The following is a 26,058-nucleotide window of genomic DNA, read 5'->3' on the forward strand; positions in this document are numbered from 1 at the left end:
ACATGGTCTGGTCGGCATCGCAATATCTGAAATTCGAGGACGAGCGCACGCAGCCGGCGCGCGACCTGCTGGAGGGCGTGCCGCTGGAAACAGTTGGCCGCGCCGTCGATCTCGGCTGCGGGCCGGGCAATTCCACCGAACTGCTGTTGGCGCGCTACCCGGATGCCGAGATCACCGGCGTCGACAGCGACGAGAATATGCTGGCCGCCGCGCGAAACCGCCTGCCGGCGCTGACCTTCGAGCAGGCCGATCTGGCGGGCTGGGCCCCGTCGCAGCCTGTCGACCTGCTGTTCGCCAATGCCGTGTTCCAATGGTTGCCCGATCATCTCGACGTGATGGACCGGCTGATGGATTGCCTGAACCCCGGCGGCGTGCTCGCCGTGCAGATGCCGAACAATCTCGACGAGCCCTCGCATCTGCTGATGGAAGAAACCCTGCATGACGGCCCCTGGGCATCGGGTTTCGCCGGCAAGAGCCTGCGCCGCCGCACCCTGCCCGACCGGCAAGTCTATCGCGACCGCCTCGCGCCAAAAGCCCGCGACGTCAGGACATGGAGCATCGTCTATCGCCACCCGATGGCGGATGCGGCCGCGATCGTCGCCATGGTGCAATCCACCGGCCTGCGCCCCTATCTCGCCGCCGTCGGCAAAGACAATGCGGAAGCCTTCCTCGACGCCTATCGCGCCCGCATCGACGCGGCCTATCCGCCGCAGGCGGATGGCAAACGGCTGTTTCCGTTTCCGCGATTCTTTCTCGTGGCGCAGAGAGCTTGAAAGTCTACGTTCTCCGTCATTCTCGCACCTGCCCCGCAGATCTGCCTTCGGCCACTCAAGCCATTGACGTGTCGGCGCTTTCTGCCGTCGGCAGATGGTCCGGACACGCCCGACCATGACGAAAGAGAGGTTGGGTGGGTCAGCGGATGGCGGGAATTGGCCGATCCGCTGCCGCCCTCAAAATCCCATCAAATGAACTGGCTCAGCCCCGGCACCGAGGCCACGACCTGATCCACGACCTCATCGCCGGCATATTGCTTGGCCATTGCGATGGTTTCCTTGGCGAGCGCGCCGATCTCGCTCATGCCCAGGCCTTCGCTCATCAATTGCTGGCCGAGGCCCATGACGCCGCCGCCACCGCCGAGCGCGCCCATGAGGCTACCGAGCAGACCGCCGCCGCCGGCGGATTCGCCGTTGAAGCGGGCGACGAGATCGGCGCCGCCGGGGATCGCCTCGATCATCCGCGCCACGGCGCCGTCATCGGCCTCGCGCTGCAGGAAGCCGAGCATCATGCCCAGCGCCTTTTCCGCCAAGGCCGGTTCGATGCCCACCTTGTCGGCGATCTGTGTGACGAGTTCGTTCATGCGCTGTGCTCCTTGTTGTCTCGCGGGCGCGACCGATGTTGTCGCCATGCCGCGCTATCCTTATAACAGCAAGGAAACGATTCAATGAAAAGCATGCCGTGCGCGGCAATGGCCAGGGAGTGCGCATTTTGACAGTCGAGGATGGAAAGCTCTTCATCGGCGCAAGCCGCAACCCGGATGACAGCATCAACAAGCCGGAATATCTCGACCTCAAATTCGGCAATCGCCACGGGCTGATCACCGGCGCCACCGGCACCGGCAAGACGGTGACGCTGCAGATTCTGGCGGAAGCCTTTTCCGATGCCGGCGTGCCGGTGTTCTGCGCCGATATCAAGGGCGATCTCTCCGGCCTCGCCGCCATGGGCGAGCCCAAGGATTTTCTGCTGAAGCGCGCCGAACAGGTCGGGCTTTCGCCATACGATTTCCAGGAATTCCCGGTCATTTTCTGGGATCTCTACGGTGAAAAGGGCCATCGGGTGCGCACCACCATGGCCGAGATGGGGCCGCTGCTGCTCGCGCGGCTGATGGATGCATCGGAAGCGCAGGAAGGCGTGCTCAACATCGCCTTCAAGATCGCGGACCAGGGCGGGTTGCCGCTGCTGGATCTGAAGGATCTGCAGGCGATGCTCAACTATATGGGCGAGCATGCCACCGAGATCTCCAACCAGTTCGGCTTCGTCTCCAAGGCTTCCATCGGCTCGCTGCAGCGCGGGCTGCTGGTGCTGGAACAACAGGGCGCGCAGCATTTCTTCGGCGAACCGGCGCTAAAGATTTCCGACATCATGCGCACCACCAATGACGGCCGCGGGGCGATCTCCATTCTCGCCGCCGACAAGCTGATGATGAACCCGCGCCTTTACGCCACCTTCCTGCTGTGGCTGCTGTCGGAACTGTTCGAGGAACTGCCGGAGGTCGGCGACCCGGACAAGCCGAAGCTGGTGTTCTTCTTCGACGAGGCGCATCTCCTGTTTACGGATGCGCCAAAAGTGCTGATCGAGCGGGTCGAGCAGGTGGTGCGCCTGATCCGCTCCAAGGGCGTCGGCGTCTATTTCGTGACGCAGAACCCGCTCGACGTGCCGGAAACCGTGCTCGCCCAGCTCGGCAATCGCGTACAGCATGCGTTGCGCGCCTATACGCCGCGCGAGCAGAAGGCGGTGAAGACCGCCGCCGATACGTTCCGCCCCAATCCGGCCTTCGATTGCGCGACCGCGATCACCACGCTCGGCACCGGCGAGGCGCTGGTCTCGATGCTCGAAGGCAAGGGCGCGCCCTCGATCGTCGAGCGCACGCTGATCCGCCCGCCCTCATCGCGCCTCGGCCCGGTGAGCGAGGAGGAGCGCCGCAAGGTGCTGTCGGTCAGCCCGGTCGCGGAAATGTATGACGAGGATTTCGACCGCGAGTCGGCCTACGAGATCCTCGCCGCCCGCGCCGGCAAGGGCGCCCAGCAAGCCCCGCCCCCTGCTCCCGCGCCGCAGCCGAGCGAACAGAAGGACGACAGCGCTGCCGGCCGCTGGACCCTGCCCGGTTTCGGCAACGACCGCGAGCAGGAGCCGGCGCCGCGCGAAACCCGCGGCCGCTCCGGCGGGTATCAACGCGAGACGGTGGTCGAGGCGGCGATGAAAAGCGTGGCGCGCACGGTGGCGACCCAGGTCGGCCGGGCGCTGGTGCGCGGGATTCTGGGGAGCTTGCGGCGGTAAGATTTTTTCGGTGTCCACGGCGCATCGTATGCGCCGACGCATTTTCCTCCGTCATGCCCGGGCTTTTCCCGAGCATCTGCCGACGGTGGAAATTTATGATATTTCAATTGCTTAAATGAACGAAGGCAGATCCTCGGGACAAGCCCGAGGATGACGTCTGGTTGCTTTTTGACCGGTTTGCCAGAAAGGCCGGCTCCCGGCTTCGAAGCAGGGAACCCCGCTCACCGCACCGGCGCGACGAGGCAGAAGTAGGCGCCTTGCGGATCCTGGGCTTGCAGCACCCAGGCGCCGGGAACTTCCATGGGGCCTTCCAGCACCCTGCCGCCGCCGGCCTTGACGCGGTCGAGCGCGGCGTCCAGCGTGTCGACGGCGAAGTAGTAGCTCCAGCCGCAGAAGGGGCCGTCCTCCTCCTGGCGCATCATGCCGCCGGTCATCTGGCCGTCGCGGCCGAACAGCAGGTATTTGCCCTTCGGGCCCATGTCCATCTCGTCGATCTTTTCCCAGCCGAACAATTGCCGGTAATAATCGAAGGCCTTGTCGACATCCTTGGCGTAGAGTTCACACCAGCCTACGAAGCCCGGCGTGCCCATGGCAGGCTCCGGCGGCATGTCGCCGTCCATCGGCGCCGGCTTGAAGGCGATGATGACCGGCCCTTGCGGATCGGCGAGCACCGCGAAACGGCCGATGCCGGGGATATCGTCGGGCGGGCGGCGGATGGTGCCGCCGAGTTCGACGCATTTTTCAGCGGTGGCGTCAACATCGTCGACCGCCACGTAACCGGTCCAGTTCGGCGGCACGCGCATGGCCTTCATGTCCTCCGGCAAGGCCTGCAGGCCGCCGGTCGCCTGTTTCTGCCCCGGCATTTCCAGCAGCCAATAGGGGCTTTCGAGGCCCATGCCGGCATCGCGCGCATTCCAGCCGACCACCGAATTGTAGAACCGCGCGGCGGCGGGAATGTCCGTTGTCATCAGTTCGTACCAGACGAATTTTCCTTGCATGTCGCCCATGGCATTCCCCCTCGGGTTCAGGTGCGGCGGCGGAAATCCACCGCCATGAATTGCTTGAACGTGCCGTCCGGCTGGCGGACGCTGCCGGTAAAGCGGCGGTGGTCGTCATCGAGAAAGGTTATGGCGTCGTGATAGAGCGCCGTCTTGCCGGGATCGTCGAAGGCGGGGCCTTCGGCCTCCAAGGTCAATGTCCTGCCGTCGTCCTCGACCCAGCCCTTGTAGACCCAGAGCTTGGTCATCATCGTGCCGACCCAGGTGCCGACATAATGCTGCTGCGCCGGGTCGTAACCCAGCGTCATCAAGGTGCGGGTTTGGCCATCGGGGCCCATGTCGGCCTTACCTTCGACGACGAACCAGAGGCCGTCCATGGAGCGGCCGGTCTCTGTCCATTGCGGCGTTTCGGCCGATCCCTCGTCGGGCAGGGCATCCCAGATGCCGACGAGCCTTTCAAGAAAGCGATGCTGCTCGATCGGTTTCGGCTGTTCCATCATGCCTGTCTCCTTTGCGTCGGGGGTTCAGTGGCAGCAGGCGCCGTCCCTGGGCTTGTCCTCATATTCGTCGTGGCGGCGCACGAAATCCATGGTCGAGTCCTCGTTGCGGCCCTTGGGCGCGCGGTCGAGAATCATCAGCGTGCCGATCAGTTCCTCCGGCCCACGCCCATAGGTGGAATAGGTGTGATAGACCGTGCCGTCGCCGTCGCAATAGAAGGCGCTGAGGCCGGGTAGCTCGTCATGGGCCTCGGCGGGCGGAATGTCGGTGAAATTGTAGTTCACCGTCTCGCCGGCCAGATGCTCCTTGGTAAAGGACACGCCGTAATCGAAATTGAAATCGCTGCCGAAGGACGAGACCCAGGGGAAATGCCAGCCCATGCGGCGCTTGTAGGCGGCGATCTTTTCGAGCGGCGCCTGCGAGACGACGGCGAGCGTGACATCGTGATGGTTGAGATGCGCCAGCGCGCCGTCGAGGTGATCGGCGAGGAAGGAGCAGCCGGGGCATCCCGCCTGCCAATCCGGCCCGAGCATGAAATGATAGATGATGAGCTGGCTGCGGTCGCCGAAGAGATCGGCGAGGCTTTTGCGCCCTTCGGGCGTATCGAAACGGTAGTCCTTGTCGACCTTGACCCAGGGCAGCGCCCGGCGCTCCGCATTCAGGCGATCGCGCGCCCGGGTGTGTTCCTTTTCTCGCGCCAGCAGCGCGCGGCGCGCCTCCAGCCACTCCTCGCGAGATACCACGGCATTTTCCATGTCGACCTCCTCAGGTGTTCGTCATGTGTTCCCGTTGACTGATTAGGTTGATATCAACATATATTGGCCATGTCAAACCAGGAACTGATTCCTTTTTCCACGACCCTGCATGTGCGCGATACGTGCCTTTGCCTGCATGTGCAGCGGGCGGCACGCGCCCTGGCGCGGCGTTTCGACGAGGCATTGCGCCCTCATGGGCTGACGAACGGGCAATTTTCGCTGCTGATGTCGCTGAACCGCCCCGAGCCGCCGCCGATGGGGCCGGTGGCCGAACTCATCGCCATGGACCGGACGACGCTGACGGCGATGCTGAAACCTTTGCAGCGGCGCGGCCTCGTCGACATCGCCCCCGACCCGAAGGACCGGCGCGGCAAGCGCCTGAAACTCACCGAGGCCGGGCGCGAAAAATTGATCGCCGCCCTGCCCGCCTGGCAGGCGACGCATGACGAGATCGACACGCTGTTCGAGGATGGCGGCGTCGGCCGCCTGCGCGGCGACCTCGCGGCCATTCGTTAGAGCAGTTCCAGGAAAAGTGGATACCGGTTTTCCGTTCGGAAATGCTCCGAATTTTATTGCCAGACGACGATGCGGGCCTTGGTGGGCACCCGGTCGTACAGGTCGATGACGTCCTGGTTGATCAGGCGCACGCAGCCAGACGACACCGCCTTGCCGATGGAATTCCATTCCGGCGAACCGTGCAGGCGATAAAGCGTATCCTGGCCATTCTGGAAGATATACATGGCGCGGGCGCCGAGCGGGTTCATCAGGCCCGGCTCCATGCCGCCGTTCTCGATGGAATATTGCGCCAGTTCCGGCTTGCGGGCCACCATCTCGTTCGGCGGCTTCCAGCGCGGCCATTTCTGCCGCCACTGGATGACGCCCTCACCCGACCAGGCAAAGCCTTCCTTGCCGATGCCGACGCCGTAACGCATCGCCGTGCCGCCGGATTCCACCAGATAGAGGAAACGCGACTGCGTATCGACGACAACGGTGCCCGGCGGCTCGCCGGTGGGATTGGCGACGCGCTGGCGATAGAAGCGCGGATCGATGCGCTGGTAAGGCACGGCGGGAATGAGGAAGCCGCCGTCATAGGTCTCGCCATAGATGCGATCGAGCTCGGGATCGCCGCCGCCGGCGTAGACGCCGCCATTGACGGGCATGGCGACCGGCTGCACGACAACCGGCCGATATTCGACGCGCGACGTATAGGGAGAAGCGCAGGAGGATAGCGCGGACATAGCGCCGAGCCCCGTCAGCGATAGAAAACCGCGACGCGACAGGGAAGGAAAGGATGGGGTCATGGCCAGGAAACGCTTACGAGGACAACGAAAATATCGGCGGCGAAACGCATGGAATCACGTTCCGGTTCCGTCTTCCGGAAAATATACGGTTGCAAACTGCCGGCGTCCACCGCGCCCGCGCGCTTCACGCGGACGTGAGCGGCCCTACATCACCACGACACGGGTTTTGGCGGGCACGCGTTCGTAGAGATCGATGACGTCCTGGTTGAGCATGCGCACGCAGCCCGAGGAGGTCGCCTTGCCGATGGAGCGCCAGTCCGGAGTGCCATGGATGCGGTACAGCGTATCCTGGCCGTCCTTGAAGATATACATGGCGCGGGCGCCGAGCGGATTGGCGAGGCCGGGGTTCATGCCGCCATTGGCGGCGGCATACTGGCGCAGTTCCGGCTGGCGGCCGACCATGTCGTCCGGCGGCGTCCAGCGCGGCCATTTCTGCTTCCACTGCACCACGCCGCGGCCGGTCCAGGCATAGCCTTCGCGCCCGAGGCCGACGCCGTAGCGCATCGCCCTGCCATCCGCCTGGACGAGATAGAGAAAATGCTCGCGGGTATCGACGACGATGGTGCCGACCGGCTCGGCGGTGCGGTAGCTCACCTCCTGGCGCAGGTATCGCGGGTCGATCTTCCGGTAGGGAATGGCCGGCAGCGTGCGGTCGTCGTCGCGCACTTCGCCGTAATAGGCGGTGTGCAGCGGGTTGGAGACCGGCAGGCCGTAGGTCTGGTGGAAGGAGCTGGCGTAGAGTTGCGTGCGCCGCGCCACCGGCGGCGTCTGGTCCACCGGCTGGTATTGGTAGAAGACCGGCGCCGTCTCGGCGCGGAAGACGTCGACATTCATGCGGCTGGTATCGGTGCAACCGCCCAGCATGGCGACACCGCCCAACAGCGCAACGAAGGAAAGCCGCCGGAACCTGCAATCATCAAACGTCATCGAAAAACCGCTTCTCACCCATGAGTCCGGCTTGCATCATGGCAAGGCCAACTGGCGCGAAGCTTGTCTTCGATCAGGTGCGCCGGCAGGGCGCGCGCGGCGCGGGCAACGGCAGCTTGCAGCGCGACAGGGGCGTGACGCACAGATCGCGCAGCACATCCGGCGGCAGGTCGGCGAGTTCGCGCAGCGACATGGCGGCCAGCTGCCGATGGCCGAGCGAATCGCATTGCCACAGGGCCTTGTCCCCTCCGGTATCGTCCGTATTGCGGACGAAACGACGTCTCCATAAAAACTTGAACATCATTGCCTCCGTGCCAGGACGTTTTCCACCCGTTTACATCCAAGGATTGCGCCTGAACCGCCGTGCCATCAATTGAGTTTATCGGGTGGAGGGTATAGAAAAACTGGATGAAACCGCTCAATCTCGTGCATCTCAACGCGCTCAAGTCCGTCGAGGCGGTCGCCCGGCTCGGCTCGTTGCAGGCGGCGGCCGACGAGCTCGGCGTCTCCGCCGGCGCGGTCAGCCAGCAGGTGATCAAGGCCGAGGCGCAGCTCGGCCGGGCGCTTTTCGAGCGGACGCCGCGCGGCATGGTGGCGACGGCCGCCGCCCTGCCCGTGCTGCAACGCCTGACCGCCGGCTTCCGGCTGCTTGGCGAAGCGGTGGCGGAAGGGCGCCGGCGCGACGACACGGTGCTGACGATTTCCGTCGCGCCGGTCTTCGCCGCGCGCTGGCTGGTGCATCGGCTGGATGGCTTTTCGGCGGTGCAGCCGCATATCCGCCTGCGCATCGACGCGACGACGCAGCTCGTCGATCCCGCGCTCGGCGATGTCGACGTGTGCATCCGCGTCGGCGACGGGCGCTGGCCCGGCGTCGTCGCCGAAGCCTTTCTGGCGCAGGAGATCTTCCCGGTTTGCACGCCGCAGATGGCCGCCGGCCTGTCGGCGCCCGAGGATATCCTGCGGCTGCCGGTGGTGACCGACGCCCATAGCAGCTTCACCTGGGAGACCTGGCTGGAGGCCGCCGGCCTTGGCGGGCGCACGATAACGCCGCGCCATGTGCTGAACGAAGCGTCGCTGTGCCTCGATGCGGTGCTGGCCGGACAGGGCGTGATGCTGGCCTGGCAGACGCTCGCCAGTCGCAGCCTGGAACATGGGCGGCTGGTCGCGCCGTTTTCCATCCGCGCCCGCACCGGCGCCGGCTATTATTTCGTTACCCCGCCCGGCCGGCGCGATCCGGCCAAGGTCGCCGCCTTCAAAAGCTGGGTGCGCGCCGAGATGGAAGCCGACATGATCAGGCTCGGCTTTGCCGAAGCTTAAGCCAGGTGCGACCTGGCCAGGGCAAGAATGAGGCCGGCGTCCGATCCGGAATTGTGCACGAAGCCGATGACCCTTGGCATGTCGTCGCCGACATCCGTCACGCGGCAAAGCACGATCTGGTTTTCGAAAATGTCGCGGCGCAATTCGCCATCGGGCAGGTTGCCGCGCACCAGTTCCGCTATCGCAGCGGCGGTCTTCGCCGGCTGCCTGATCGGCGCGGTCAGCGTGAAGATCACCGTGTCGTTTTCGCGGACCAGCCCGGCCGTGGCCTCCCGCACGCCGGCGACGAGCCGGAGGACTACCTTGTCGAAGCGAAGGCGGATGCCGGCCGCCTTGATTCTCTCCGCGATCTCACGCTCGCCCGGCATTGGCTGCGCCATGGGTGACGGCGCGTTCACGCGGTCATCTCCCCGAAGCGCGGACGCGGCAGCGACAGCGCGGCAAGCGCCGCCGCCAGCGCCGGCAGGGCAAAGAGCGCGAAGAGCCAGGCGGCAGCCGATGCATTGCCTTCGAGGCCGCCCGGATGCAGCAGGCCGGTGCTGTTGACCGTCACGCCAGCCAGAGCCGCGCCGAAGGCGCTGCCGAGCGATTGCATGGTGGTGATGCCGGCGGACGCCTTGTCCTTCTCGTCATCGGCGGCGAGATGCAGGATATGGGTGACCAGATGCGCCCAGCCGAGGCCGACGCCGAACCCCATGCCGAAGATCAGCACGGTCGCCGCCGAGAGCACCACGAGATCGCCCTCGGGATTCGGCCGCGCCAGGCTGAAGGCCAGGAGCCCGATGCAGGCCGCCTCCATCAGGCCACCCCAGATGATCGACCGGCGCATGGTCTCGCCCTTGAAATTGCTGCTGAGAAAGGCCGCCGCCGTCCAGCCGAGCGCGACCAGCGCGACGATGTAACCCGAGACCAGCGGCGTGACGCGATGCAGGGTCTGCAGGAAGTAGGGAATGTAGATGTCGCATGTCAGCGCGCCCAGCAGCATGAACATCGCCAGATACACCCGCGAGATCGGCATGGACAGCGCGATGCCGCCGCGCGGCAGCAGGCGCAGCGACGCCCGCCGCTCGACCACGACCATGCCGCCGATGGCGATGGCCGCGCCGACCACCAGCCACAGCCGCAGGCCGACATTTTCCGTGGTGCCGGCAAAGCTGACCAGCAGCAGCGACACCGTCAGCAGCACCATCTGCCCGACGGGCGCCTTGGTTTCCTGCCGGTCGTCCTCGCCTCTCGGCAGCAACCAGGGGGCCAGCAGGCCCATGGCCAGCGCGAAGGGCACGATCAGCGCGAAGGCATGGCGCCAGGCGCTGCCTTCGGCGAAGAAACCGCCGAGCGTCGGGCCGACGAAAGTGGAAATGCCCCAGATCGCCGCATAGAGCGTCGAGGCTTTGTTCCACAGGCTTTCGGGATAGGCGTAGCGGATGAAGGCATAGCCGAGCGTCGCCAGCGTGCCAGCCCCGAACCCCTGCACGGCGCGCCCGATGAGCACGGTCTCCATGCTCGGCGCGATGGCGCAGATCAGGCTTCCCAGCAGGAACAGCGCCGCTCCGATCGAATAGGTGCGGTTGAGGCTCATGCCCCGCGGGCGGATGGCGATGAACACCGACCCCAGCACCGAGGCCGTGACGTAAAGCGTCGTCACCCAGGCGAACAGCGGCAGGCCGCCGATATCGCGCACCACCGAGGGCATGATCGTGGCGGTGACATAGGTCTCGACGGCATAAAGCGAAATGCCGCCCGCCAGCATCAGGCTGGCGCCGAGATGGCCGGGCGCAAACAGCGACCAGAGGCTGGCGGAGCGGGCGGAAACGGGCGAAGACATGATTTAAAATTCCGGTATCGGACGTTGCAATGTCAGGGGTTTCGTTTTATTCCAAGTTATCTCTTGGAAATTACATGAACGCCGCGATTAATCAAGCCGGCTCCGGACAAGAATAATGCGACCCTCCCCGCGTGACAGGCTGCTCTTCCTTTTGAAAACCGAAGGCCCGCAATCGACGGCGGCGCTGGGCGCTGCGCTTGGCCTGACGGGCGAAGCCGCACGCCAGCAACTGGCCAAGCTTGCCGAGGACGGGCTGGTGGAAGGCGTTTCGGAAGCCGGCGGCGGTCGCGGCCGCCCGCGCCAGAGCTGGCAACTCACCGGCGCCGGTCATCGCAGCTTTCCGGACGGCCATGCCGACATGGCGCTCGCCCTCATCGACGCCATCGGCGCCGAACTCGGCCCCGACGCGCTGGAAACCGTCATCGCCGCCCGCGAACGAAAGACGGAGGCGCTCTACCGCGAGACACTCGCCGATGCACCGACGCTTGCCGACCGCATCGCCCGGCTGGCGGCGTTGCGCATGGCCGAGGGTTATATGGCGAGCTGGTGGCAGGAGGACGACGGATGCTTCATTCTCGTCGAAAACCACTGCCCGATCTGCGCCGCCGCCTCAGCCTGCCGCAATTTCTGCCGGTCGGAACTGGATATTTTTCGCAACGTTCTTGCCGCACCCGTCGAGCGCACCGAACATCTGCTGCAAGGGGCGCGCCGCTGCGCCTATCGGATCGGCTAGACATTTTTGTTTTGCCGCATTGTCCGGCGCCGAAGCGATCACGCCTCGGCTGGAAATGCTCTGACATCAATGTCGTCGCCGGAGCGCGGCCATCGAAAGCCGTTGGCATTCGCTGCGACGCGCGATAATGCTGGCCACCATCCCATGCGTTTGAGTCCCCTTGCCGGAGCGCGTTTCCATGACCAATCCCGTTCTCGTCGAAGTCACCCGCGGCAATCGGGTCGAAAGCCGCCATCGCGGCCTTGCCGTCGTCGTCGACGATACCGGCAAGACCGTGTTTTCGCTCGGAGACAGCGACGCCGCGATCTTCCCGCGCTCGGCCTGCAAGGCGATGCAGGCGCTGCCGCTGGTCGAAGGCGGCGCGGCCGATGCCTATGGCTTCGGCACGAAAGAACTGGCGCTGTCCGCGTCCTCGCATTCCGGCGAAGCAGGCCATGCGGCGCTTGCCGCTTCCATGCTGCAGCGCGCCGGCCGCGAGGCGGACGTGCTGGAATGCGGCGCCCACTGGTCGTTCGAGCAGAAGGTGCTGATCGACCAGGCAAGGACGCTTTCCGCCCCGACCGCCCTGCACAACAATTGCTCGGGCAAACATGCCGGCTTCGTCTGCGCCTGCTGCCATGGCGAAATCGATCCCAGGGGCTACAGCACTTACGACCATCCGCTGCAGGCCGAGATTCGCGGCGTCATGGAGGGGCTGACGGGGGCGACGCTGGATGCCGACGCCTGCGGCATCGACGGCTGCTCGATCCCCACCTATGCCATGCCGCTGAAGGGGCTGGCGCTCGGCTTTGCCCGGATGCTGACCGGCAAGGGCCTGTCGCCGGCGCGCGCCACGGCCTCGCGCCGCATCATCGATGCCTGCATGGCCGAACCCTGGTATGTCGCCGGCACGGGCCGCGCCTGCACCAAACTGATGGAAATCGCGCCCGGCCGCATCTTCGCCAAGACCGGCGCCGAGGGCGTGTTCTGCGCCTTGCTGCCGGAAAAGGGCCTGTCGATCGCGCTCAAATGCGAGGACGGCGCGACACGCGCCGCCGAATGCATGGTCGCCGCCCTGCTCGCCCGCTATTTCGAACCCGATAGCGCCGAGCGCGACGCGCTCCTTGGCCTTGCCAACCGCACCATGCGCAACTGGAACGGCATCGAGGTCGGCACTGTCCGCGCCGCCGCGCTTCTCACGGCATAAGCTTCAACCCGTTTCGACCGGCTCCAGCTTCGCGCAAGTTTCGGCGCGGACACTCCCGAGGTCGCGCGCCTCGATCACAGCTTGCGCGCGGCGGCATGGTTGAGCCCATCGGAACGAAAATGAAACCGGTTTTCGATAGCATCCCCTCAGGCGGCCTGCCGTTCGGGGATGCGGACAGACTCTGGGGATTCCGATGGACGAACGGCAAGACGGCGCGCCGCCGGCGCACCCGCAAGCGGAGGGGCTTGAGACCATGAGCCAGACGATGACATTGGCCCTGCAAACCTTCGAGCTGGGCGATTTCGAAGCTGCAGCCGACCTGATGCGCCGGGCGATCACGGCCGAAAAGATCCGAAGCCAGGATATCCACGCCCTGCTTGGCGATACGCTCGCGCGTCTCGGAGAGCCGCTGCAGGCCGCCGCAGCCTATGCCGAAGCCGCCCGCCTGTCCGGCCCCGGGACCGATGCGCTCCTGCGCAACGCGCTCGACCTGTTCCAGGCCGCCGGGAACGATGCCGCCATCGCCGATCTCGCGGATTTCGCCTTCGAGCGCTTTCCCGCCGATCCCGGCATCGCCACGATCTGCATCGGCGCGCTCATTGCGACCGGACGGGCGGACGACGCGCTCGCCCATCTCGACCGCCTAGACCGCAAGGATCGCGCGCAGACCGATCTTCTGCTCGCGGCCCTTCGCGCCGCCGGCCATCATCCGCGCCTGCTGGCCGAGCTCGACGCCGCCTGCCAGCGCTTTCCCGGCGATGCCGGCCTGCGCATGGCGCGGCTGGCGGCTGGCCGGCGTGTCTGCGATCTCGCCAACGCCGCCGCCTTCGAGGCGGAGATCGCCGATCCCGATGCGCCGGGCGTTGACCGGCTGCTTTCCGAGGAAACCGCCGCCGACCGGCTGCTGCGCTCGGATGACGAGGCGATGCAGGCGCGGCCCAACGCCGATTCGCTGCGGCTCGCCGCCGTGCCGGCCGCGCCCGCGCGCCGTGCGTTTTCGGCACCCGGCGGAAAAATCCGCATCGGCTATCTCTCCAACGATTTTTACGATCATGCGACCATGCGGCTGTTTGCGCCGGTGCTCACCATGCATGACCGGGTGCAATTCGACGTCACGCTGTTCTGCTATACCGATCCCGCCCTGCGCGGCTGGCAGGAGACGGGTTTTCCCGCCTTTGTGCGCCGCGCCATCGTGCGCGTCGATGAAATCGACGATGCCGGTGCCGCCGAGGCGATCGCCGCGCGCGGCATCGATATCCTCGTCGATCTCAAGGGGTTTGCCGCGGGCGATGCCCGCCCCGGCATCGTCAAGCGCGCCGATGCGCCGGTCAAGGCCGCCTATCTCGGCTTTGCCGGCAGCATCCACGGCGCCGATCTCGATTATGCGATCAGCGACCGGTTCGTGACCCCGGATGCGGCAAAACCCTTCTATGCGGAAAAACTCTGCCGCCTGCCGGAAACCTACCAGCCCAACGATTCCGAAAGCCGGCCGCTGCCGCGCGCCGCGCGCCGCGCCGACTGGGATCTGCCGGAAACCGGCTTCGTCTTCGCCTCGTTCAATTCGGCGCAGAAGATCACCGGCCGCACCGTCGACCTGTGGAGCCGCATCCTGGCCAAGGCGCCGGAGGCGGTGCTGTGGATGCTCTGCGAGGAACCGCTGGCACGGCGCAACCTGCTCGACGCCTTTGCCGCGCGCGGCATTGCCGCGTCGCGCATCCTGTTCACCGGCCATGTGGATTATGCCGACCATCTGGCGCGGCTGTCGCTGGCCGATCTCGGCCTCGATACCATGCCGCACAACGGCCATACCACGACCTCCGACATGATCTGGGCCGGGCTGCCGGTGCTGACGGTGCGCGGCGGAAGCTTTGCCGCGCGCGTCTCCGAAAGCCTGCTGAACGCCATCGGGCTCGGCGAATTGACGGCTGCCAACGACACCGCCTTCTGCGACATGGCCGCCGCCATGGCGCGCGCGCCGCGCAAGATCGCCGAGCTGAAGGAGCGGCTGGAGGAAAACCGCTTCTCCGCGCCACTGTTCAACGGAAAACGCATCACCGCGCATCTGGAGCGCGCTTACCAGATGATGGCGGAGCGCGCCCGCGCCGGGCTTTCCCCCTGCCATCTCGACGTTCCCGCCCTGCCGGCGCTGGAACATCCTTTCGCAAGCTGGCGGCGCGGCGGCTGAGCCGCGTCAGCCCTCGATCATCGCCAGCAGCGTGTCGAGCCGGTCTGCCTCGATCGGCGGCTTGTCGGCGCGCAGCCGCGCGATGCGGGGAAAACGCATGGCGACGCCGGACTTGTGGCGGCTGGAGCGGTTGATGCCTTCGAAGGCGACCTCGACCACATAGCCGAAATCGCGCTCGGCGCGGATCGCCCTTACCGGACCGAAACGGTCGGTGGTGTTGTTGCGCACGAAGCGGTCGAGTTCCTCCAGCTCGGCATCGGTAAAGCCGAAATAGGCTTTTCCCACCGGCACGAGTTGTTCCTTGCCATCTAGTTTGGTCCAGACGCCGAAGGTGAAATCGGAATAATAGCTGGAGCGCTTGCCATGGCCGCGCTGGGCATACATCAGCACGGCGTCGATATTATAGGGGTTGCGTTTCCACTTGAACCATGGCCCCTTGGCGCGGCCGGCCTGATAGGAACTGTCGAGCCGCTTGATCATCACGCCCTCGATGACCGGATCGGGCGGTTCCATGCGCAGCCGGTCCAGTTCCTCCCAGCTTGAAAACGGCACCAGCGGCGAGAGATCGAAGCGGTCGTGTGGCGCTCGCTCGATCAGCCCGGTCAGGCGGGTGCGGCGTTCGAGATAGGTTTGCGGGCGGATATCCGCATCGCCGTCGAACAGCAGGTCATAGGCGCGGATGAAGGCCGGGAATTCCTCCAGCATCCTGCCGCTGACCGTCTTGCGGTTCAGGCGTTGCTGCAGGTCGCCAAAGGTGCGGGTCGGGCTGTTGGAACGGGCGGTGCCACCGACCAGCAGCTCGCCATCCATCACGCCCTCGAAATTCATCGCCGCGACGATATCGGGAAATGCGCCTGAAATATCGTCGCCGCTGCGCGAATAGAGCCGCCGGGTCGAGCCGAACCCCGACAATTGCACGCGAATTCCGTCCCATTTCCATTCGGCGGCGAAATCCTTCGGGTCGAGCCCGTCGAGATCGCCCTCCTGCACCGGCGTCGACAGCATCACCGAATGGAAGATGGCGGGCGTCGCCAGCACCGGCCGGTCGCTTTTGCCTTCCAGCCAGGCGAAGAGCGGCAGGTAGGGCGGTTCCAGCCCGTGCCACAGCGTCTCGATTTCGCCGACATCCTTGCCGGCGAAATCGGCCAGCGCCTGCTTGGCAAGCCGGGCCGAGACGCCGATGCGCAGGCCGCCGGTGACGAGTTTCAGGAAGGCGAAACGGCTCGACGTGTCCAGCCGGTCGAGCAGCGTTCGCACATGGCTGCGCACCTCCGTGCGCCCCAGCCGGTTCATCTCGGCGATGACGGCGCCAAGGCCGGGATCGTCGGCAGTCCTGTCCTCGCGCTCCTCGTCCCAGACCAGCGAGATCGTCTCGGCGAGATCGCCGACATAATCGTAGGAATAACGGAACAGTGCCTCGTCCATGCGCTCGAGCACGAGTTCGCGCAGCATGGCCGGCTTGACCGAGCGTATATCCAGCGTGCCGGCAATGGCGGCAAGTCCGTAGCCGCGGTCGGGATCGGGCGTATCGCGGAAATAATCGGAGAGCAGCTTCAGCTTGCCGTTGCGCGCGGGCGTCAGCACAAGGCGGTCGAGAAGGGCGGCGAAGGATTTCATCGCATCAATCCCCCTCGTCCTCATAGCCGACGAGATGCAGCGGCCGGGCGGCAATGCCGGCGAGATCGCACCAGCGCACCAGCGCCTCCTCGCGTCCATGCGTCACCCAGACCTGCGAGGGCGCGAGGTCGCGGATGGTGGCGGTCAGTTCCGGCCAGTCGCAATGATCGGAGATCACCAGCGGAAGCTCGACGCCGCGCTGTTTGGCGCGCTGGCGCACCATCATCCAGCCGGAGGCGAAACTGGTGACCGGATCGGAAAACCGCCGCGCCCAGCGATCGGCAAAGGCCGAGGGCGGGCCCACGACCACCGCCCCGCGAAAATTCTCGCCGCTGCCGCGCTCGACGGTCGCAGGACGCAGATCGCCGAGATCGATGCCCTGCGCCTGGTAATAGTCGCAGAGTTTCGTCAGCGCCCCGTGGATGAAGATCGGCTCATCGTAGCCGGCGCGGCGCAACAGCGCGATGACCCGCTGCGCCTTGCCGAGCGCATAGGCGCCGACCAGATGGGTGCGTTCCGGGAACTGCTTCAGCGATGTCAGGAGCTTGCCGATTTCGGCGCGCGGATCGGGATGATGGAAGACTGGCAGGCCGAAGGTCGCCTCGGTGATGAATACGTCGCAAGCGACCGGCTCGTAGGGCGTGCAGGTCGGATCCGGCTGGCGCTTGTAGTCGCCGGAGACGCAGATGCGCGTGCCGCCGCTTTCGATGGCGATCTGCGCCGAGCCGAGCACATGGCCTGCCGGATGGAAACGGACCCGGACAGCGTTCAGCGACACCTCCTCGCCAAAACCGACCGCCTGCTCGCTGTCGCAGAAGTTCTCGCCATAACGCAGGCGCATGATGTCGAGCGTCTGGCGCGTGGCGAGCACCGCGCCATGGCCGGCGCGGGCATGGTCGGAATGGCCATGCGTGATCAGCGCGCGGGCGACCGGGCGGACGGGATCGACATGAAAGCCGCCGGCCGGGCAATACAGGCCCTCCGGGGCGGGAAACAGCAGTTTTTCCGGTCTCATTGGCATGAATGTAGCGGCTGCCGGCGCGAACGCCAGAGGCAGGCGTCGAGGAATTTTTTCCTCCATCTTCCGCTTGTCGAAACCTCACCCCACCCGCGTCATCCCTGAGATGTCCCAAGGGTCTGAGCATACGTCCCTCAGGCGTCGGCAGCTGCACGGCACAAGGCAGGGCATGACGGAGATGGGGCGGCGGTTTTCAGCCCGCCCGGCGCAACAGCGCCTCGATGCCGCCGGCATCGACCGGAGCGGAGAAATGAAAGCCCTGCACCTCGTCGCAGCCGCTGTTGCGCAGGTATTGCAGTTGCTCTGCAGTCTCCACCCCCTCGGCGATGATGCCGAGCTTCAGCTTTTGCGCCAGCGCAATCACGGCGGAGGCGATCGCCGAGGTGGTGGCGTCGTGCGGCAGGGCCTCGATGAAGGAACGGTCCATCTTCAGGCGATTGACCGGCAGCGTCTTCAGCGCCGCGAGATTGCAATAGCCGGTGCCGAAATCGTCGATCGACAGGCGCACGCCGAGTTCTTCCAGCGCGCGCATGGTGGCGAGCGCGCTGTCGGTGTCCTGCATCACGGCGTTTTCAGTCAGCTCCAGCTCGAGATAGCGCGGGTCGAGCCCGGTCTCGCTCAACGCCTGCCGGACCTGCCCGACCAGCGCCGGATCGCAGAACTGCCTGGGCGACACGTTCACGGCGATGATCACCGGCGGCAGGCCGAGCACCTGCCAGGCCTTGTTCTGCCGGCACGCGGTCTTCAGCACCCAGAGGCCGAGCGGCAGGATGAGGCCGGTGGCCTCCGCCAACGGAATGAAATGGCCGGGCGGCTGCACGCCGAGTTCGGGATGGTTCCAGCGCACCAGCGCCTCGACGCCGAGGATGCGGCCGGTGCCGGCATCGATCTGCGGCTGGTAGTCGAGATAGAGCTGGTCGCCGGCGATTGCGCTGCGCAGTTCCTCCAGCCGGTCGCCGGCGGCGATGGCGGCCGGCGTTTCCTTGCCGTTGAACACCTGCAGCCCGTCACGGCCGAGCTGCTTGGCCCGGTACATGGCGGCATCGGCATTGGCGAGCAGCGCATCGATGGTCTCGCCGTCCTCCGGGAAGGTGGCGATGCCCATGCTGCAGGTCGCCGAGACCGTCATTCCGGCAATGGTCATCGGCTTAGACAGGCTGGCGCGCAACTGGTGCAGGCGCGGCAGGATATCGCCCTCGCCACGCGACTGGTTGGCGAAGACCAGCACGAATTCGTCGCCGCCGAGGCGCACCACCAGATCGGAAGCCCGGGTGAATTCCAGCATCCGGCCGGCGATCTGGCGCAGAAGCTCGTCGCCGGCGCCATGGCCGAGGCTGTCATTGATGCGCTTGAAATTGTCGAGGTCGACATAGGCGAGAACGACATGCTGGCGGTTCATCCTCGCCTGATGCAGCGTCTGGCTGAGCTTTTCCTTGAAGAAGGAGCGATTCGGCAGGCCCGTCAGCGGATCGTGATGCGCCATGAAATGCATCCGATCCTCGGCATGCTGGCGCTCGATGGCGATGCCGGCGATATGGGTCGCCATGGCGACCAGATCCATCTCCACCGCCGTCGGCTCGCGCGGTTCGCGGCCATACAGCGCGAAGGTGCCGAGCACGTTGCCCTGCTGCGTCAGGATCGGCGTCGACCAGCAGCAGCGGAAACCGTAGAGCTGCGCCAGGCCATTGTAATCCGCCCAGCGGCGGTCCTGCAGGATATCGGACACGACCACCGGTTTGCCGAGCCAGGCGGCGCTGCCGCATGAACCGACCATCGGGCCGATGGCGATGCCTTCGATCAGGGCATTATACGCGGAAGGTAGGTTGGGCGCCGCCCCCAGATGCAGCCGCTCGCCCTCCGCATCCAGCAGCAGGATGGAGGCGTTCAGCCCGTCGATCTGCGATTCGACCAGCAGCACCAGTGTCTTGAGGATGGTCTGAAGCTTTTCGTTGCGGGCGATCATTTCGAGGAGGGTCGACTGGCCGCTGCGAATCGCCTCTTCCCGCCGCCGCTGGGTGATGTCGCGGGCAATGCCGATCAGCCCGATGACCCGGCCCTGATCATCGGTGAGCGGAATCTTCGTCGTCAGCCACCAGCTCTTTGTCTGGTCGCCGCGGCGCAGGCTTTCCTCGATGTCGAACTGCGCGGCCGCCTCGTCCATGATCCGCTGCTCGACGCGGTAGAAACCTTCCGCCGATTCACGATCGCCAATTTCGAAATCGGATTTGCCGAGCAGTTGCTCCTGCTCCGTGGCGCCGTTGGCGAGCAGTGTGGCGCGGTTGGCGAATAGAAACCGGCTTTGCCGGTCCTTCACGTAAATCTGGTCGGGGATCTGGTCGAGCACGGTGCGCAATATGGCGATGTCGCCGTCGATCCGACCGGAAAACATCGCGTTGCGGGCGAGCGTCGAGGCGGCCGCCACCAGCCGAAGGGTTGTCTCGTCGGTGTCGCCACCCTCATCCGCCCGCCGGGCGCAACGTATTCCGGCATCCGTCATTCGAGCCCGCTCCCCAGCCTTTAAGCCCCTGCCTGCAACCTATCGCGGATCATGTAACTTTAGCGATCATTTCCTTATGCATGTTTAAACACAGTCTGCCAGCAGGTTTCAAATAGAATGCTAAATCAACCTAAGAGATTTAACAGCCGACAATCATTTTATCCTTAAAACGATTACCCGGTCGTGTCCGCCGCCACTGTGCCGGAGCGGCACACGCCGGCCTGGCACGCTTCCTGCTTGGTTTTCACCAAGGAGATCAAACCGCCATGCTGTCACGACGATCGATTCTGCGAGGCCTCGGCGCCGCCGCGCTGGCCGCAACGCCCGTTTCACGCGCCGGTGCCGCCGACATCACGCCGGTGGATTTGCGCGGCTCGATCGACGCCGCCGCCGCCGGCCTGCTGCCGGGGGCGGAAGACGACCAGAGCCGGCGGTTTGCACGGATGCTGAAACAGGCGGCCGGCGCCAACCGGCCGCTTTTCCTGCCGCCCGGCAACTACCGCATCTCCAACATCGACCTGCCGGACAATGCCCGCATTATCGGCGTGCCCGGAGCATCGCGCATCGTCTATACCGGCAACGGCCACCTGTTCGCCGCCAACGGCGCTGCCCATGTCTCGCTGACCGGCATCGTCATCGACGGCGCCAATCGCTGGCTCGGCGATTATGCGGGCGCGCTGGTGCATCTGCGCAGCGTCGGGGACGTCGTCATCGAGGATTGCGAGATCGCCGGCAGCCGCAAGAATGCCGTGCTGCTGGAGCGTTGCGGCGGGCGCATCGGGCGCTCGCGCCTGACCGGGGCGGGAGACGCCGCCATCCATGCCATTGAAAGCAGCGGGCTTTCGATCACCGGCAACACGGTCGCCGATTGCGGCAATGGCGGCATCCTCGTGCATCGCTGGACCAAGGGCGAGGACAACACCATGGTCAGCGGCAACCGCATCTCCCATATCGCCGCGAAGAACGGCGGCACCGGCCAGAACGGCAACGGCATCAACATTTTTCGCGCCGACGGGGTGATGGTCTGCGGCAACCATGTCAGCGACTGCGCCTTTTCGGCGATCCGCTCCAATGCCGGCTCCAACGTGCAGATCGTCCAGAACCAGTGCCTGCGCTCGGGCGAGACCGCCATCTATTCCGAATTCGGCTTCGAGGGCGCCATCGTCTCGGCCAACATGATCGACGACGCCGCCAACGGCATCCTGATCGTCAATTTCAACGAGGGCGGGCGGCTGGCGAGCGTCGCGGGCAATGTCATCCGCAACCTGAAAACGACAGGCCCCTACGCGCATGACGGCGCTGGCTTCGGTTTCGGCATCGCCGTCGAGGCGGATACGTCGGTGACCGGCAACGTCATCGAGAATGCTCCGAAATGGGGCATGTCGCTCGGTTGGGGGCCGTATCTGCGCAATATCGTCGCCACGGGCAATATCGTCCGCCAGGCCCCGGTCGGCATCGCCGTCTCCGTGGTCGAGGGTGCGGGAACGGCGCTGATATCGGACAACATCCTCCAGGAAACGCCCGATGGCGGCGTGGTCGGCTTCCGCTGGAACGACCGGGCGACGGACGAGCTGGCGCTATCGGGGGCAAATGGGTTTTCGCATCTGACCGTGGAGCGCAATCGGCTCTGATGTGCCGTACCGATGGGTTTCATCGCAAGATTTCATCAGTTTGTACCCCTTTGTCCCGGTTTCCCTTCATGCCCTTCCGCAATAAGGTCGTGGCGGTATTTTCAGGGAGGATGACATGCTGACGATTTACGGGGTCTACCGGTCAAGGGCGGCACGCAATTACTGGATGGCGGAGGAACTGGGGCTGGAGGTGAAAAGCGTGCCGGTCGTCCAGGCGCGGCGGGTGGCCGAACCGCTGGCGGCGGACGCGCCGTTCAACACTGCCTCCGCGCCGTTTCGCGCCGTCAATCCGATGGGTTTCATTCCTGCCATCGACGATGACGGTTTCGTCATGACCGAATCGCTGGCGATCAACCTCTATCTGGCGCGCAAATATCCCGGCCCGCTCTCGGCGCAATCCGTGACGGAGGAAGGCGCGATGCTGCAATGGACGACCTGGGCGGCGACCGAGGTCGAACCGCATGCGGTGCGCATCATCCTCACCTATGACGTCAAGGCCGAGGACAGCGACCAAGGCAAGGCAACCATCGGCGCCGCCCGAGTGGCCTTGCGCACCCCCTTCTCCGTGCTCGATGCACATCTGTCCGACCGCGACTATATCCTCGGCGACCGCTTTACGGTCGCCGACCTCAATGTCGCAGAAGTGTTCCGATATGCCATGAGCCAGTCGGCAATGTTCGAGGCAGCGCCCCGGGTCCGGGCCTGGCTGACACGCTGCCAGGCCCGCCCGGCTTTCAAAAGGGTGATGGCGATCCGGGCGCAGGAAACGGATTGAAGCGTTTGCTGAAGGCGTGACTTCACCGGAATCCTCCTCTTCTCCCGGGAAGACGGAAACAAGCGGAAGCCCGCTCATTCCAAAAAAACGTCTTCGCGCTTACACCAGCTTCAACACGATCTTGCCGATATGGCTGCTGCTTTCCATCAGGCGATGCGCCTCGGCCACCTGATCGAAAGGCAGCACGGCGTGCATGACCGGGGCTATGCGGCCGGCGTCGATCAGCGGCCAGACCTGTTCGAGCAGCTCGTCGCGGATCAGGCGCTTTTCTTCCGCCGTGCGCGGGCGCATGGTCGAGCCGGTCACCGTCAGGCGCTTGACCATGATCGGGGTGAGGTCGACCTTTTCGGCGACCGCGCCGCCGAGGAAGGCGATGATCGACAGGCAACCGTCCTTGGCCAGGCTGACAAGATTGCGCTCGAAATAAGCGGCGCCGATCATGTCGAGGATGGCGTCGACGCCCTTGCCGCCGGTGACGTCCTTGACGACCGCCGCAAAATCCTCCTCGCGATAGTTGATCGCCCTGACGGCGCCGAGCTTCTCGCAGGCGTCGCATTTTTCCTTCGAGCCGGCGGTGGCATAGACCGTCGCGCCGAAGGCGTGGGCGAGCTGGATCGCCGTCGTGCCGATGCCGCTGGAGCCGCCATGGATCAGCACGCTTTCGCCTTCGGTAAGGCCGACCATCTGGAAGAGATTGGCCCAGACGGTGAAGAAGGTCTCGGGAAGCGCCGCCGCGCGCGCGGCGTCGTAGCCTTTGGGAAAGCGCAGCGCCTGGCCGGCCGGCAACAGGCAATATTCGGCGTAACCGCCGCCATTGGCGAGACCGCAGACCTTGTCGCCGGGGGCAAAGCCGCTGACGCCTTGGCCGAGCGCGACGACCTCGCCGGCGATCTCAAGGCCGAGGATGGGGCTGGCGCCCTTCGGCGGCGGATAGCTGCCCTGGCGCTGGGCGACATCGGGACGATTGACGCCGGCGGCTTCGACCCGCACCAGGATCTCGCCCGGCTTCGGTTGCGGCACCGGCCCGCGCGCGACGGTCATCACGTCCGGCGCGCCGAACCCGTCCAGCGCCACATGGCGCATCTCGGTCGGCAGGGACGTGGCGGTGGACTGGGACATGGGAAGGCGCTCCTCTTTCGCTTGTCTTTTCGACATAGGGCAAGCGCCCCGGCTTGAAAAGCCGGCGGATTGCCGCTGGCGTCAAGACGCGATTGTCTCGCCCTCGCCCTCCGGAGCCTGCCCGAAGCGCATGATGTCGATGCCGTCCTGCGAGGTCTTCGCCTGCGCCTTCACGGCGGCGATGGCGGCGCTGACGCGGCCGATATCGTCGATGACGAGCCCATCGGGCAGTTCCAGCACGCCGATGGAGCAGCGCATCAGCGGGAAATCGCGCTCGGCGCCGTCGCGGTCATGACCGATCATGCGGCCGAGCCGGCGGTCTTCTTCCGGATAGAGATCGGCGACGTCCTTCTGGAAATCGCCGAGCAGCCGGTCGAGAATCTCGGTCAGTTCCTCGCGGGTCCAGTCGCTGAGGCCGATGAAGAAATCGTCGCCGCCGACATGGCCGAGGAAATCGCCGTCCGAGAAGAAATAGCGGCGCAGCAGCGCCGAAAACAGCGAGATCGCATGGTCGCCGAGATGGAAGCCGTAGCGATCGTTGAACGGCTTGAAATTGTCGAAGTCGCAATAGCAGAAGAAGCGCGTCTCATCGCCATCGCGGGCAGCGCCCTGCATGAATTCGCGGATGGCGCGATTGCCCGGCAGGCCGGTCAGCGGGTTCTGGTCCTGCGCGACCTTGAGCTGCTTCTCGTTGATAACCTTGATCAGTGAGGCGGCGGAGACGACGCCGGCATAGCGCATGTTGTCGGTGAGGATGATGCAGTCCGAGCCGTTCATGTTGGCGAAGATCGCCGTGAGACGGTCGGCATCGGCATCCAGGCCGACGATGGGGGCGATATCGACGAAATTCGAGATCGAGCGTTGATAGACCCGGTTCTTCAGCAGGTCGCGGCCGAAGGGCTGGTAGATATATTCCTTCAGGTGATGCTCATGGATGATGCCGCGCGGCTCGCCATTGGCATTGAGCACCGGGAAGAAGGCCTGCTGCGGATTGCGGCGGAAAAGATCGAAGACGCTGTCGATGCTGTCGCTTTCATAGACCGCCGGCAATTGCTCGACCTGCTTGCGGATGAGGATCTCGTCGAGAGACTGCTGGCGGCCGCGCTTCATGATGCCGAGATCGTGGAGGTGCGGATAGGCCGGCTTCAGCTCGGAGAGGAAGGTGGTGGGCCGGGAGATGAACCAGCCCTGCACCAGATCGGCGCCGCATTCACGGGCGGCGAGGAATTCCGCCTCGGTCTCGATGCCCTCGGCGACGACGCGGATGCCGAGCACATGCGCCATTTGCGCGACCGTCTTGAACAGGTGGCGCTTGCGCGGGCGGCGGTCGATCTCGGCGACGAAATGGCGGTCGATCTTGAGATAGTCGACGGGATAGTCGCAGAGCAGCTTCATCTCGGCATGGCCGGCGCCGAAATCGTCGATGGCCAGCTTGAAGCCCGCCTTGCGAATACGCGCGACCAGGTCCGCGAATTCCGGCACGCTGGTATTGTCGACCCGCTCGGACAGTTCGAAGCAGATGGACGATGGCGGGATGGCGTTCTTGCGCAGGTGCTGCAACAGGCTTTCGAGCAGCAGGTCGCCATGCGGGATCAGCCGCGCATCCAGATTGAGGAACAGCGTCGCCGTGGTGCAGTTCTCGATGGTCGCGAACTTCGCAACCGCCCGGCTCGACAGCATCTGCTCGACCGACAGGAGCTGACCGGATTTTTCCGCCCGGTCGAGCAGTTCCAGCGGTGTGTGGAAACCGAGGCGATCGAAACCGCGCATCAGCGATTCATAACCGAAAACCGTGCCGGTTCCCGCCTCGACGATTGGCTGGAAGGCACATTCCATGACAAGTTTCGCCAACGAGGCCACATGCTCCGCGGCGATCGGAGGCAGGCGCTGCACGTCCGAGGCAAAGGCCGACATCGTTCATCCCTGTTCGTTTCCGCACGCCCAGGTTGCCAAGCGCTCCCGGACATGCCCCCTTTGTTTTCAAAGGGATTTTTGCCCGCAAATCGTCAAGGAAACGTTTTCGCAATATGAAACTTGGATGACAATCCGAAGCGGATTTCAGCCGCCGGCGCGGCGCAGCGCAAGGCCGAGGAACAGCAGCGACCAGCCCTGCATCAGCAGGTCGATCGCCAGGAAGGCGCCGAGGATCCACAGGCTGTTCACCGGCCAGCCGATGGCGATGACGACCCCCGCCAGCGCCGTGACGACGCCGGCGAAGACGATCCAGCCGCTGCCCGAGACGCCCTTCATGCGCAGGCCGACGATGACGCGCACCACGCCGGTGACAATCAGCGCCGCCGCCAGCATCAGCGTCAGCGCGGCGGAAGCGAGGATCGGATTGAGGAAGGCGAAGACGCCCGCCAGCACATACAGGGCACCCCCGAGGGCCCAGAGAATGGCGCTTTCCCAGCCCTTGACCTGGAAACCATGGGCAATGGACAGGATGCCGCCGATCACCATCAGCATGCCGACGTAATAGACCGACACCACCGTCGCCGCGATGAGGTTCACCAGCGCCACCGCGCCGCAGATCAGCAGCAGGATGCCGATACCGACGAACCAGCCCCATTTGACCTGAAGATGCGATGGTCCGAAACCGCGACCCAACTCTGTCATAGCAAG

24 protein-coding genes are annotated in these 26,058 nt (G+C 65.2%); 9 read left to right on the forward strand and 15 right to left on the reverse strand.

The genetic code is table 11. The features are described from left to right. Nucleotides 1–2 precede the first annotated feature (2 nt). Nucleotides 3–773 (forward strand): trans-aconitate 2-methyltransferase, encoded by a 771-nt coding sequence (tam, locus tag P7F60_RS00790; protein ID WP_277915798.1) that lies wholly within the window; start codon nucleotides 3–5, stop codon nucleotides 771–773. A 188-nt stretch (nucleotides 774–961) separates the two neighbouring features. Here the strand turns inward: tam and P7F60_RS00795 are convergent, their stop codons facing one another. Beyond that, nucleotides 962–1,357, reverse strand: coding sequence for a hypothetical protein (locus P7F60_RS00795; RefSeq protein ID WP_277915799.1), 396 nt, complete (start codon nucleotides 1,355–1,357; stop codon nucleotides 962–964). Between the two features lie 128 nt (nucleotides 1,358–1,485). Here P7F60_RS00795 and P7F60_RS00800 point away from each other — a divergent pair, with 128 nt between their 5' ends. Next, the gene (locus P7F60_RS00800) at nucleotides 1,486–3,054 is read left to right on the forward strand and encodes a helicase HerA-like C-terminal domain-containing protein (RefSeq protein WP_277915800.1); all 1,569 of its coding nucleotides are present in this window, start codon (nucleotides 1,486–1,488) and stop codon (nucleotides 3,052–3,054) included. Between the two features lie 221 nt (nucleotides 3,055–3,275). Here P7F60_RS00800 and P7F60_RS00805 read toward each other — a convergent pair whose 3' ends face one another. From P7F60_RS00805 to P7F60_RS00815, 3 genes are read right to left on the reverse strand one after another with little or no spacing between them, the layout of a single operon-like run. Continuing rightward, a complete protein-coding gene (locus P7F60_RS00805; RefSeq protein ID WP_277915801.1) occupies nucleotides 3,276–4,061 on the reverse strand; it encodes a VOC family protein in 786 nt (261 codons plus the stop codon). A gap of 17 nt (nucleotides 4,062–4,078) precedes the next feature. Continuing rightward, nucleotides 4,079–4,549 carry a DUF1579 domain-containing protein gene (locus tag P7F60_RS00810; RefSeq protein ID WP_277916484.1) on the reverse strand — a complete coding sequence of 157 codons (471 nt, stop codon included), beginning with the start codon at nucleotides 4,547–4,549 and terminating at the stop codon, nucleotides 4,079–4,081. Nucleotides 4,550–4,576: 27 nt separating this feature from the next. Next, nucleotides 4,577–5,305: a thioredoxin family protein gene (locus P7F60_RS00815; protein ID WP_277915802.1), complete on the reverse strand. Its 729-nt coding sequence runs from the start codon at nucleotides 5,303–5,305 to the stop codon at nucleotides 4,577–4,579. Between the two features lie 69 nt (nucleotides 5,306–5,374). On the opposite strand from P7F60_RS00815, the gene P7F60_RS00820 reads away from it, so the two are divergent. Beyond that, entirely contained in the window at nucleotides 5,375–5,821 is a 447-nt protein-coding gene (locus tag P7F60_RS00820; protein WP_277915803.1) for a MarR family transcriptional regulator, read from the forward strand. 53 nt (nucleotides 5,822–5,874) lie between these two features. Here the strand turns inward: P7F60_RS00820 and P7F60_RS00825 are convergent, their stop codons facing one another. The 3 genes from P7F60_RS00825 to P7F60_RS00835 form a co-directional block, all read right to left on the reverse strand. Next, a complete protein-coding gene (locus P7F60_RS00825; protein WP_277915804.1) occupies nucleotides 5,875–6,606 on the reverse strand; it encodes a L,D-transpeptidase in 732 nt (243 codons plus the stop codon). A gap of 144 nt (nucleotides 6,607–6,750) precedes the next feature. Beyond that, nucleotides 6,751–7,533, reverse strand: a complete 783-nt coding sequence (locus P7F60_RS00830) for a L,D-transpeptidase (protein WP_277915805.1) — start codon at nucleotides 7,531–7,533, stop codon at nucleotides 6,751–6,753. A 73-nt stretch (nucleotides 7,534–7,606) separates the two neighbouring features. Continuing rightward, entirely contained in the window at nucleotides 7,607–7,834 is a 228-nt protein-coding gene (locus tag P7F60_RS00835; RefSeq protein ID WP_277915806.1) for a hypothetical protein, read from the reverse strand. Nucleotides 7,835–7,941: 107 nt separating this feature from the next. On the opposite strand from P7F60_RS00835, the gene P7F60_RS00840 reads away from it, so the two are divergent. Beyond that, on the forward strand, nucleotides 7,942–8,850 hold the full coding sequence (locus P7F60_RS00840) for a LysR substrate-binding domain-containing protein (protein WP_277915807.1): 909 nt from the start codon (nucleotides 7,942–7,944) through the stop codon (nucleotides 8,848–8,850). Here the strand turns inward: P7F60_RS00840 and P7F60_RS00845 are convergent. Both P7F60_RS00845 and P7F60_RS00850 read right to left on the reverse strand, forming a co-directional pair. Continuing rightward, entirely contained in the window at nucleotides 8,847–9,248 is a 402-nt protein-coding gene (locus P7F60_RS00845; protein WP_277915808.1) for a hypothetical protein, read from the reverse strand. The two genes, P7F60_RS00840 and P7F60_RS00845, sit on opposite strands and share 4 nt — an antisense overlap. Beyond that, complete coding sequence (locus P7F60_RS00850) at nucleotides 9,245–10,675, reverse strand: MFS transporter (protein ID WP_277915809.1); 1,431 nt, start codon at nucleotides 10,673–10,675, stop codon at nucleotides 9,245–9,247. The genes P7F60_RS00845 and P7F60_RS00850 overlap by 4 nt, the downstream gene beginning before the upstream one ends. A 115-nt stretch (nucleotides 10,676–10,790) precedes the next feature. On the opposite strand from P7F60_RS00850, the gene P7F60_RS00855 reads away from it, so the two are divergent. The 3 genes from P7F60_RS00855 (at nucleotide 10,791) to P7F60_RS00865 (ending at nucleotide 14,779) form a co-directional block, all read left to right on the forward strand. Then, on the forward strand, nucleotides 10,791–11,408 hold the full coding sequence (locus tag P7F60_RS00855; RefSeq protein ID WP_277915810.1) for a metalloregulator ArsR/SmtB family transcription factor: 618 nt from the start codon (nucleotides 10,791–10,793) through the stop codon (nucleotides 11,406–11,408). A 178-nt stretch (nucleotides 11,409–11,586) separates the two neighbouring features. Continuing rightward, the gene (locus tag P7F60_RS00860) at nucleotides 11,587–12,594 is read left to right on the forward strand and encodes an asparaginase (RefSeq protein ID WP_277915811.1); all 1,008 of its coding nucleotides are present in this window, start codon (nucleotides 11,587–11,589) and stop codon (nucleotides 12,592–12,594) included. A 193-nt stretch (nucleotides 12,595–12,787) separates the two neighbouring features. After that, a complete protein-coding gene (locus P7F60_RS00865) occupies nucleotides 12,788–14,779 on the forward strand; it encodes a glycosyl transferase (RefSeq protein ID WP_277915812.1) in 1,992 nt (663 codons plus the stop codon). A gap of 6 nt (nucleotides 14,780–14,785) precedes the next feature. On the opposite strand, the gene P7F60_RS00870 is transcribed toward P7F60_RS00865, so the two are convergent. From P7F60_RS00870 to P7F60_RS00880, 3 genes are all read right to left on the reverse strand, one after another. Beyond that, on the reverse strand, nucleotides 14,786–16,396 hold the full coding sequence (locus P7F60_RS00870; protein WP_277915813.1) for a cisplatin damage response ATP-dependent DNA ligase: 1,611 nt from the start codon (nucleotides 16,394–16,396) through the stop codon (nucleotides 14,786–14,788). 4 nt (nucleotides 16,397–16,400) lie between these two features. Beyond that, on the reverse strand, nucleotides 16,401–17,411 hold the full coding sequence (locus tag P7F60_RS00875; protein WP_277916485.1) for a ligase-associated DNA damage response exonuclease: 1,011 nt from the start codon (nucleotides 17,409–17,411) through the stop codon (nucleotides 16,401–16,403). A gap of 196 nt (nucleotides 17,412–17,607) precedes the next feature. After that, complete coding sequence (locus P7F60_RS00880) at nucleotides 17,608–19,911, reverse strand: EAL domain-containing protein (RefSeq protein WP_277915814.1); 2,304 nt, start codon at nucleotides 19,909–19,911, stop codon at nucleotides 17,608–17,610. 266 nt (nucleotides 19,912–20,177) lie between these two features. On the opposite strand from P7F60_RS00880, the gene P7F60_RS00885 reads away from it, so the two are divergent. Both P7F60_RS00885 and P7F60_RS00890 read left to right on the forward strand, forming a co-directional pair. Beyond that, on the forward strand, nucleotides 20,178–21,542 hold the full coding sequence (locus P7F60_RS00885) for a TIGR03808 family TAT-translocated repetitive protein (RefSeq protein WP_277915815.1): 1,365 nt from the start codon (nucleotides 20,178–20,180) through the stop codon (nucleotides 21,540–21,542). Between the two features lie 115 nt (nucleotides 21,543–21,657). Further along, a complete protein-coding gene (locus P7F60_RS00890; RefSeq protein WP_277915816.1) occupies nucleotides 21,658–22,317 on the forward strand; it encodes a glutathione S-transferase family protein in 660 nt (219 codons plus the stop codon). Between the two features lie 99 nt (nucleotides 22,318–22,416). Here the strand turns inward: P7F60_RS00890 and P7F60_RS00895 are convergent, their stop codons facing one another. The 3 genes from P7F60_RS00895 to P7F60_RS00905 form a co-directional block, all read right to left on the reverse strand. Further along, complete coding sequence (locus P7F60_RS00895) at nucleotides 22,417–23,436, reverse strand: NAD(P)H-quinone oxidoreductase (protein ID WP_277915817.1); 1,020 nt, start codon at nucleotides 23,434–23,436, stop codon at nucleotides 22,417–22,419. Between the two features lie 81 nt (nucleotides 23,437–23,517). After that, on the reverse strand, nucleotides 23,518–25,350 hold the full coding sequence (locus P7F60_RS00900; protein ID WP_277915818.1) for a GGDEF domain-containing protein: 1,833 nt from the start codon (nucleotides 25,348–25,350) through the stop codon (nucleotides 23,518–23,520). Nucleotides 25,351–25,494: 144 nt separating this feature from the next. Next, a complete protein-coding gene (locus tag P7F60_RS00905; RefSeq protein WP_277915819.1) occupies nucleotides 25,495–26,052 on the reverse strand; it encodes an HdeD family acid-resistance protein in 558 nt (185 codons plus the stop codon). Nucleotides 26,053–26,058 lie beyond the last annotated feature (6 nt).

This window comes from Rhizobium sp. YJ-22, assembly GCF_029601685.1.
In the GTDB taxonomy this organism is placed as follows: Bacteria; Pseudomonadota; Alphaproteobacteria; order Rhizobiales; family Rhizobiaceae; genus Metarhizobium.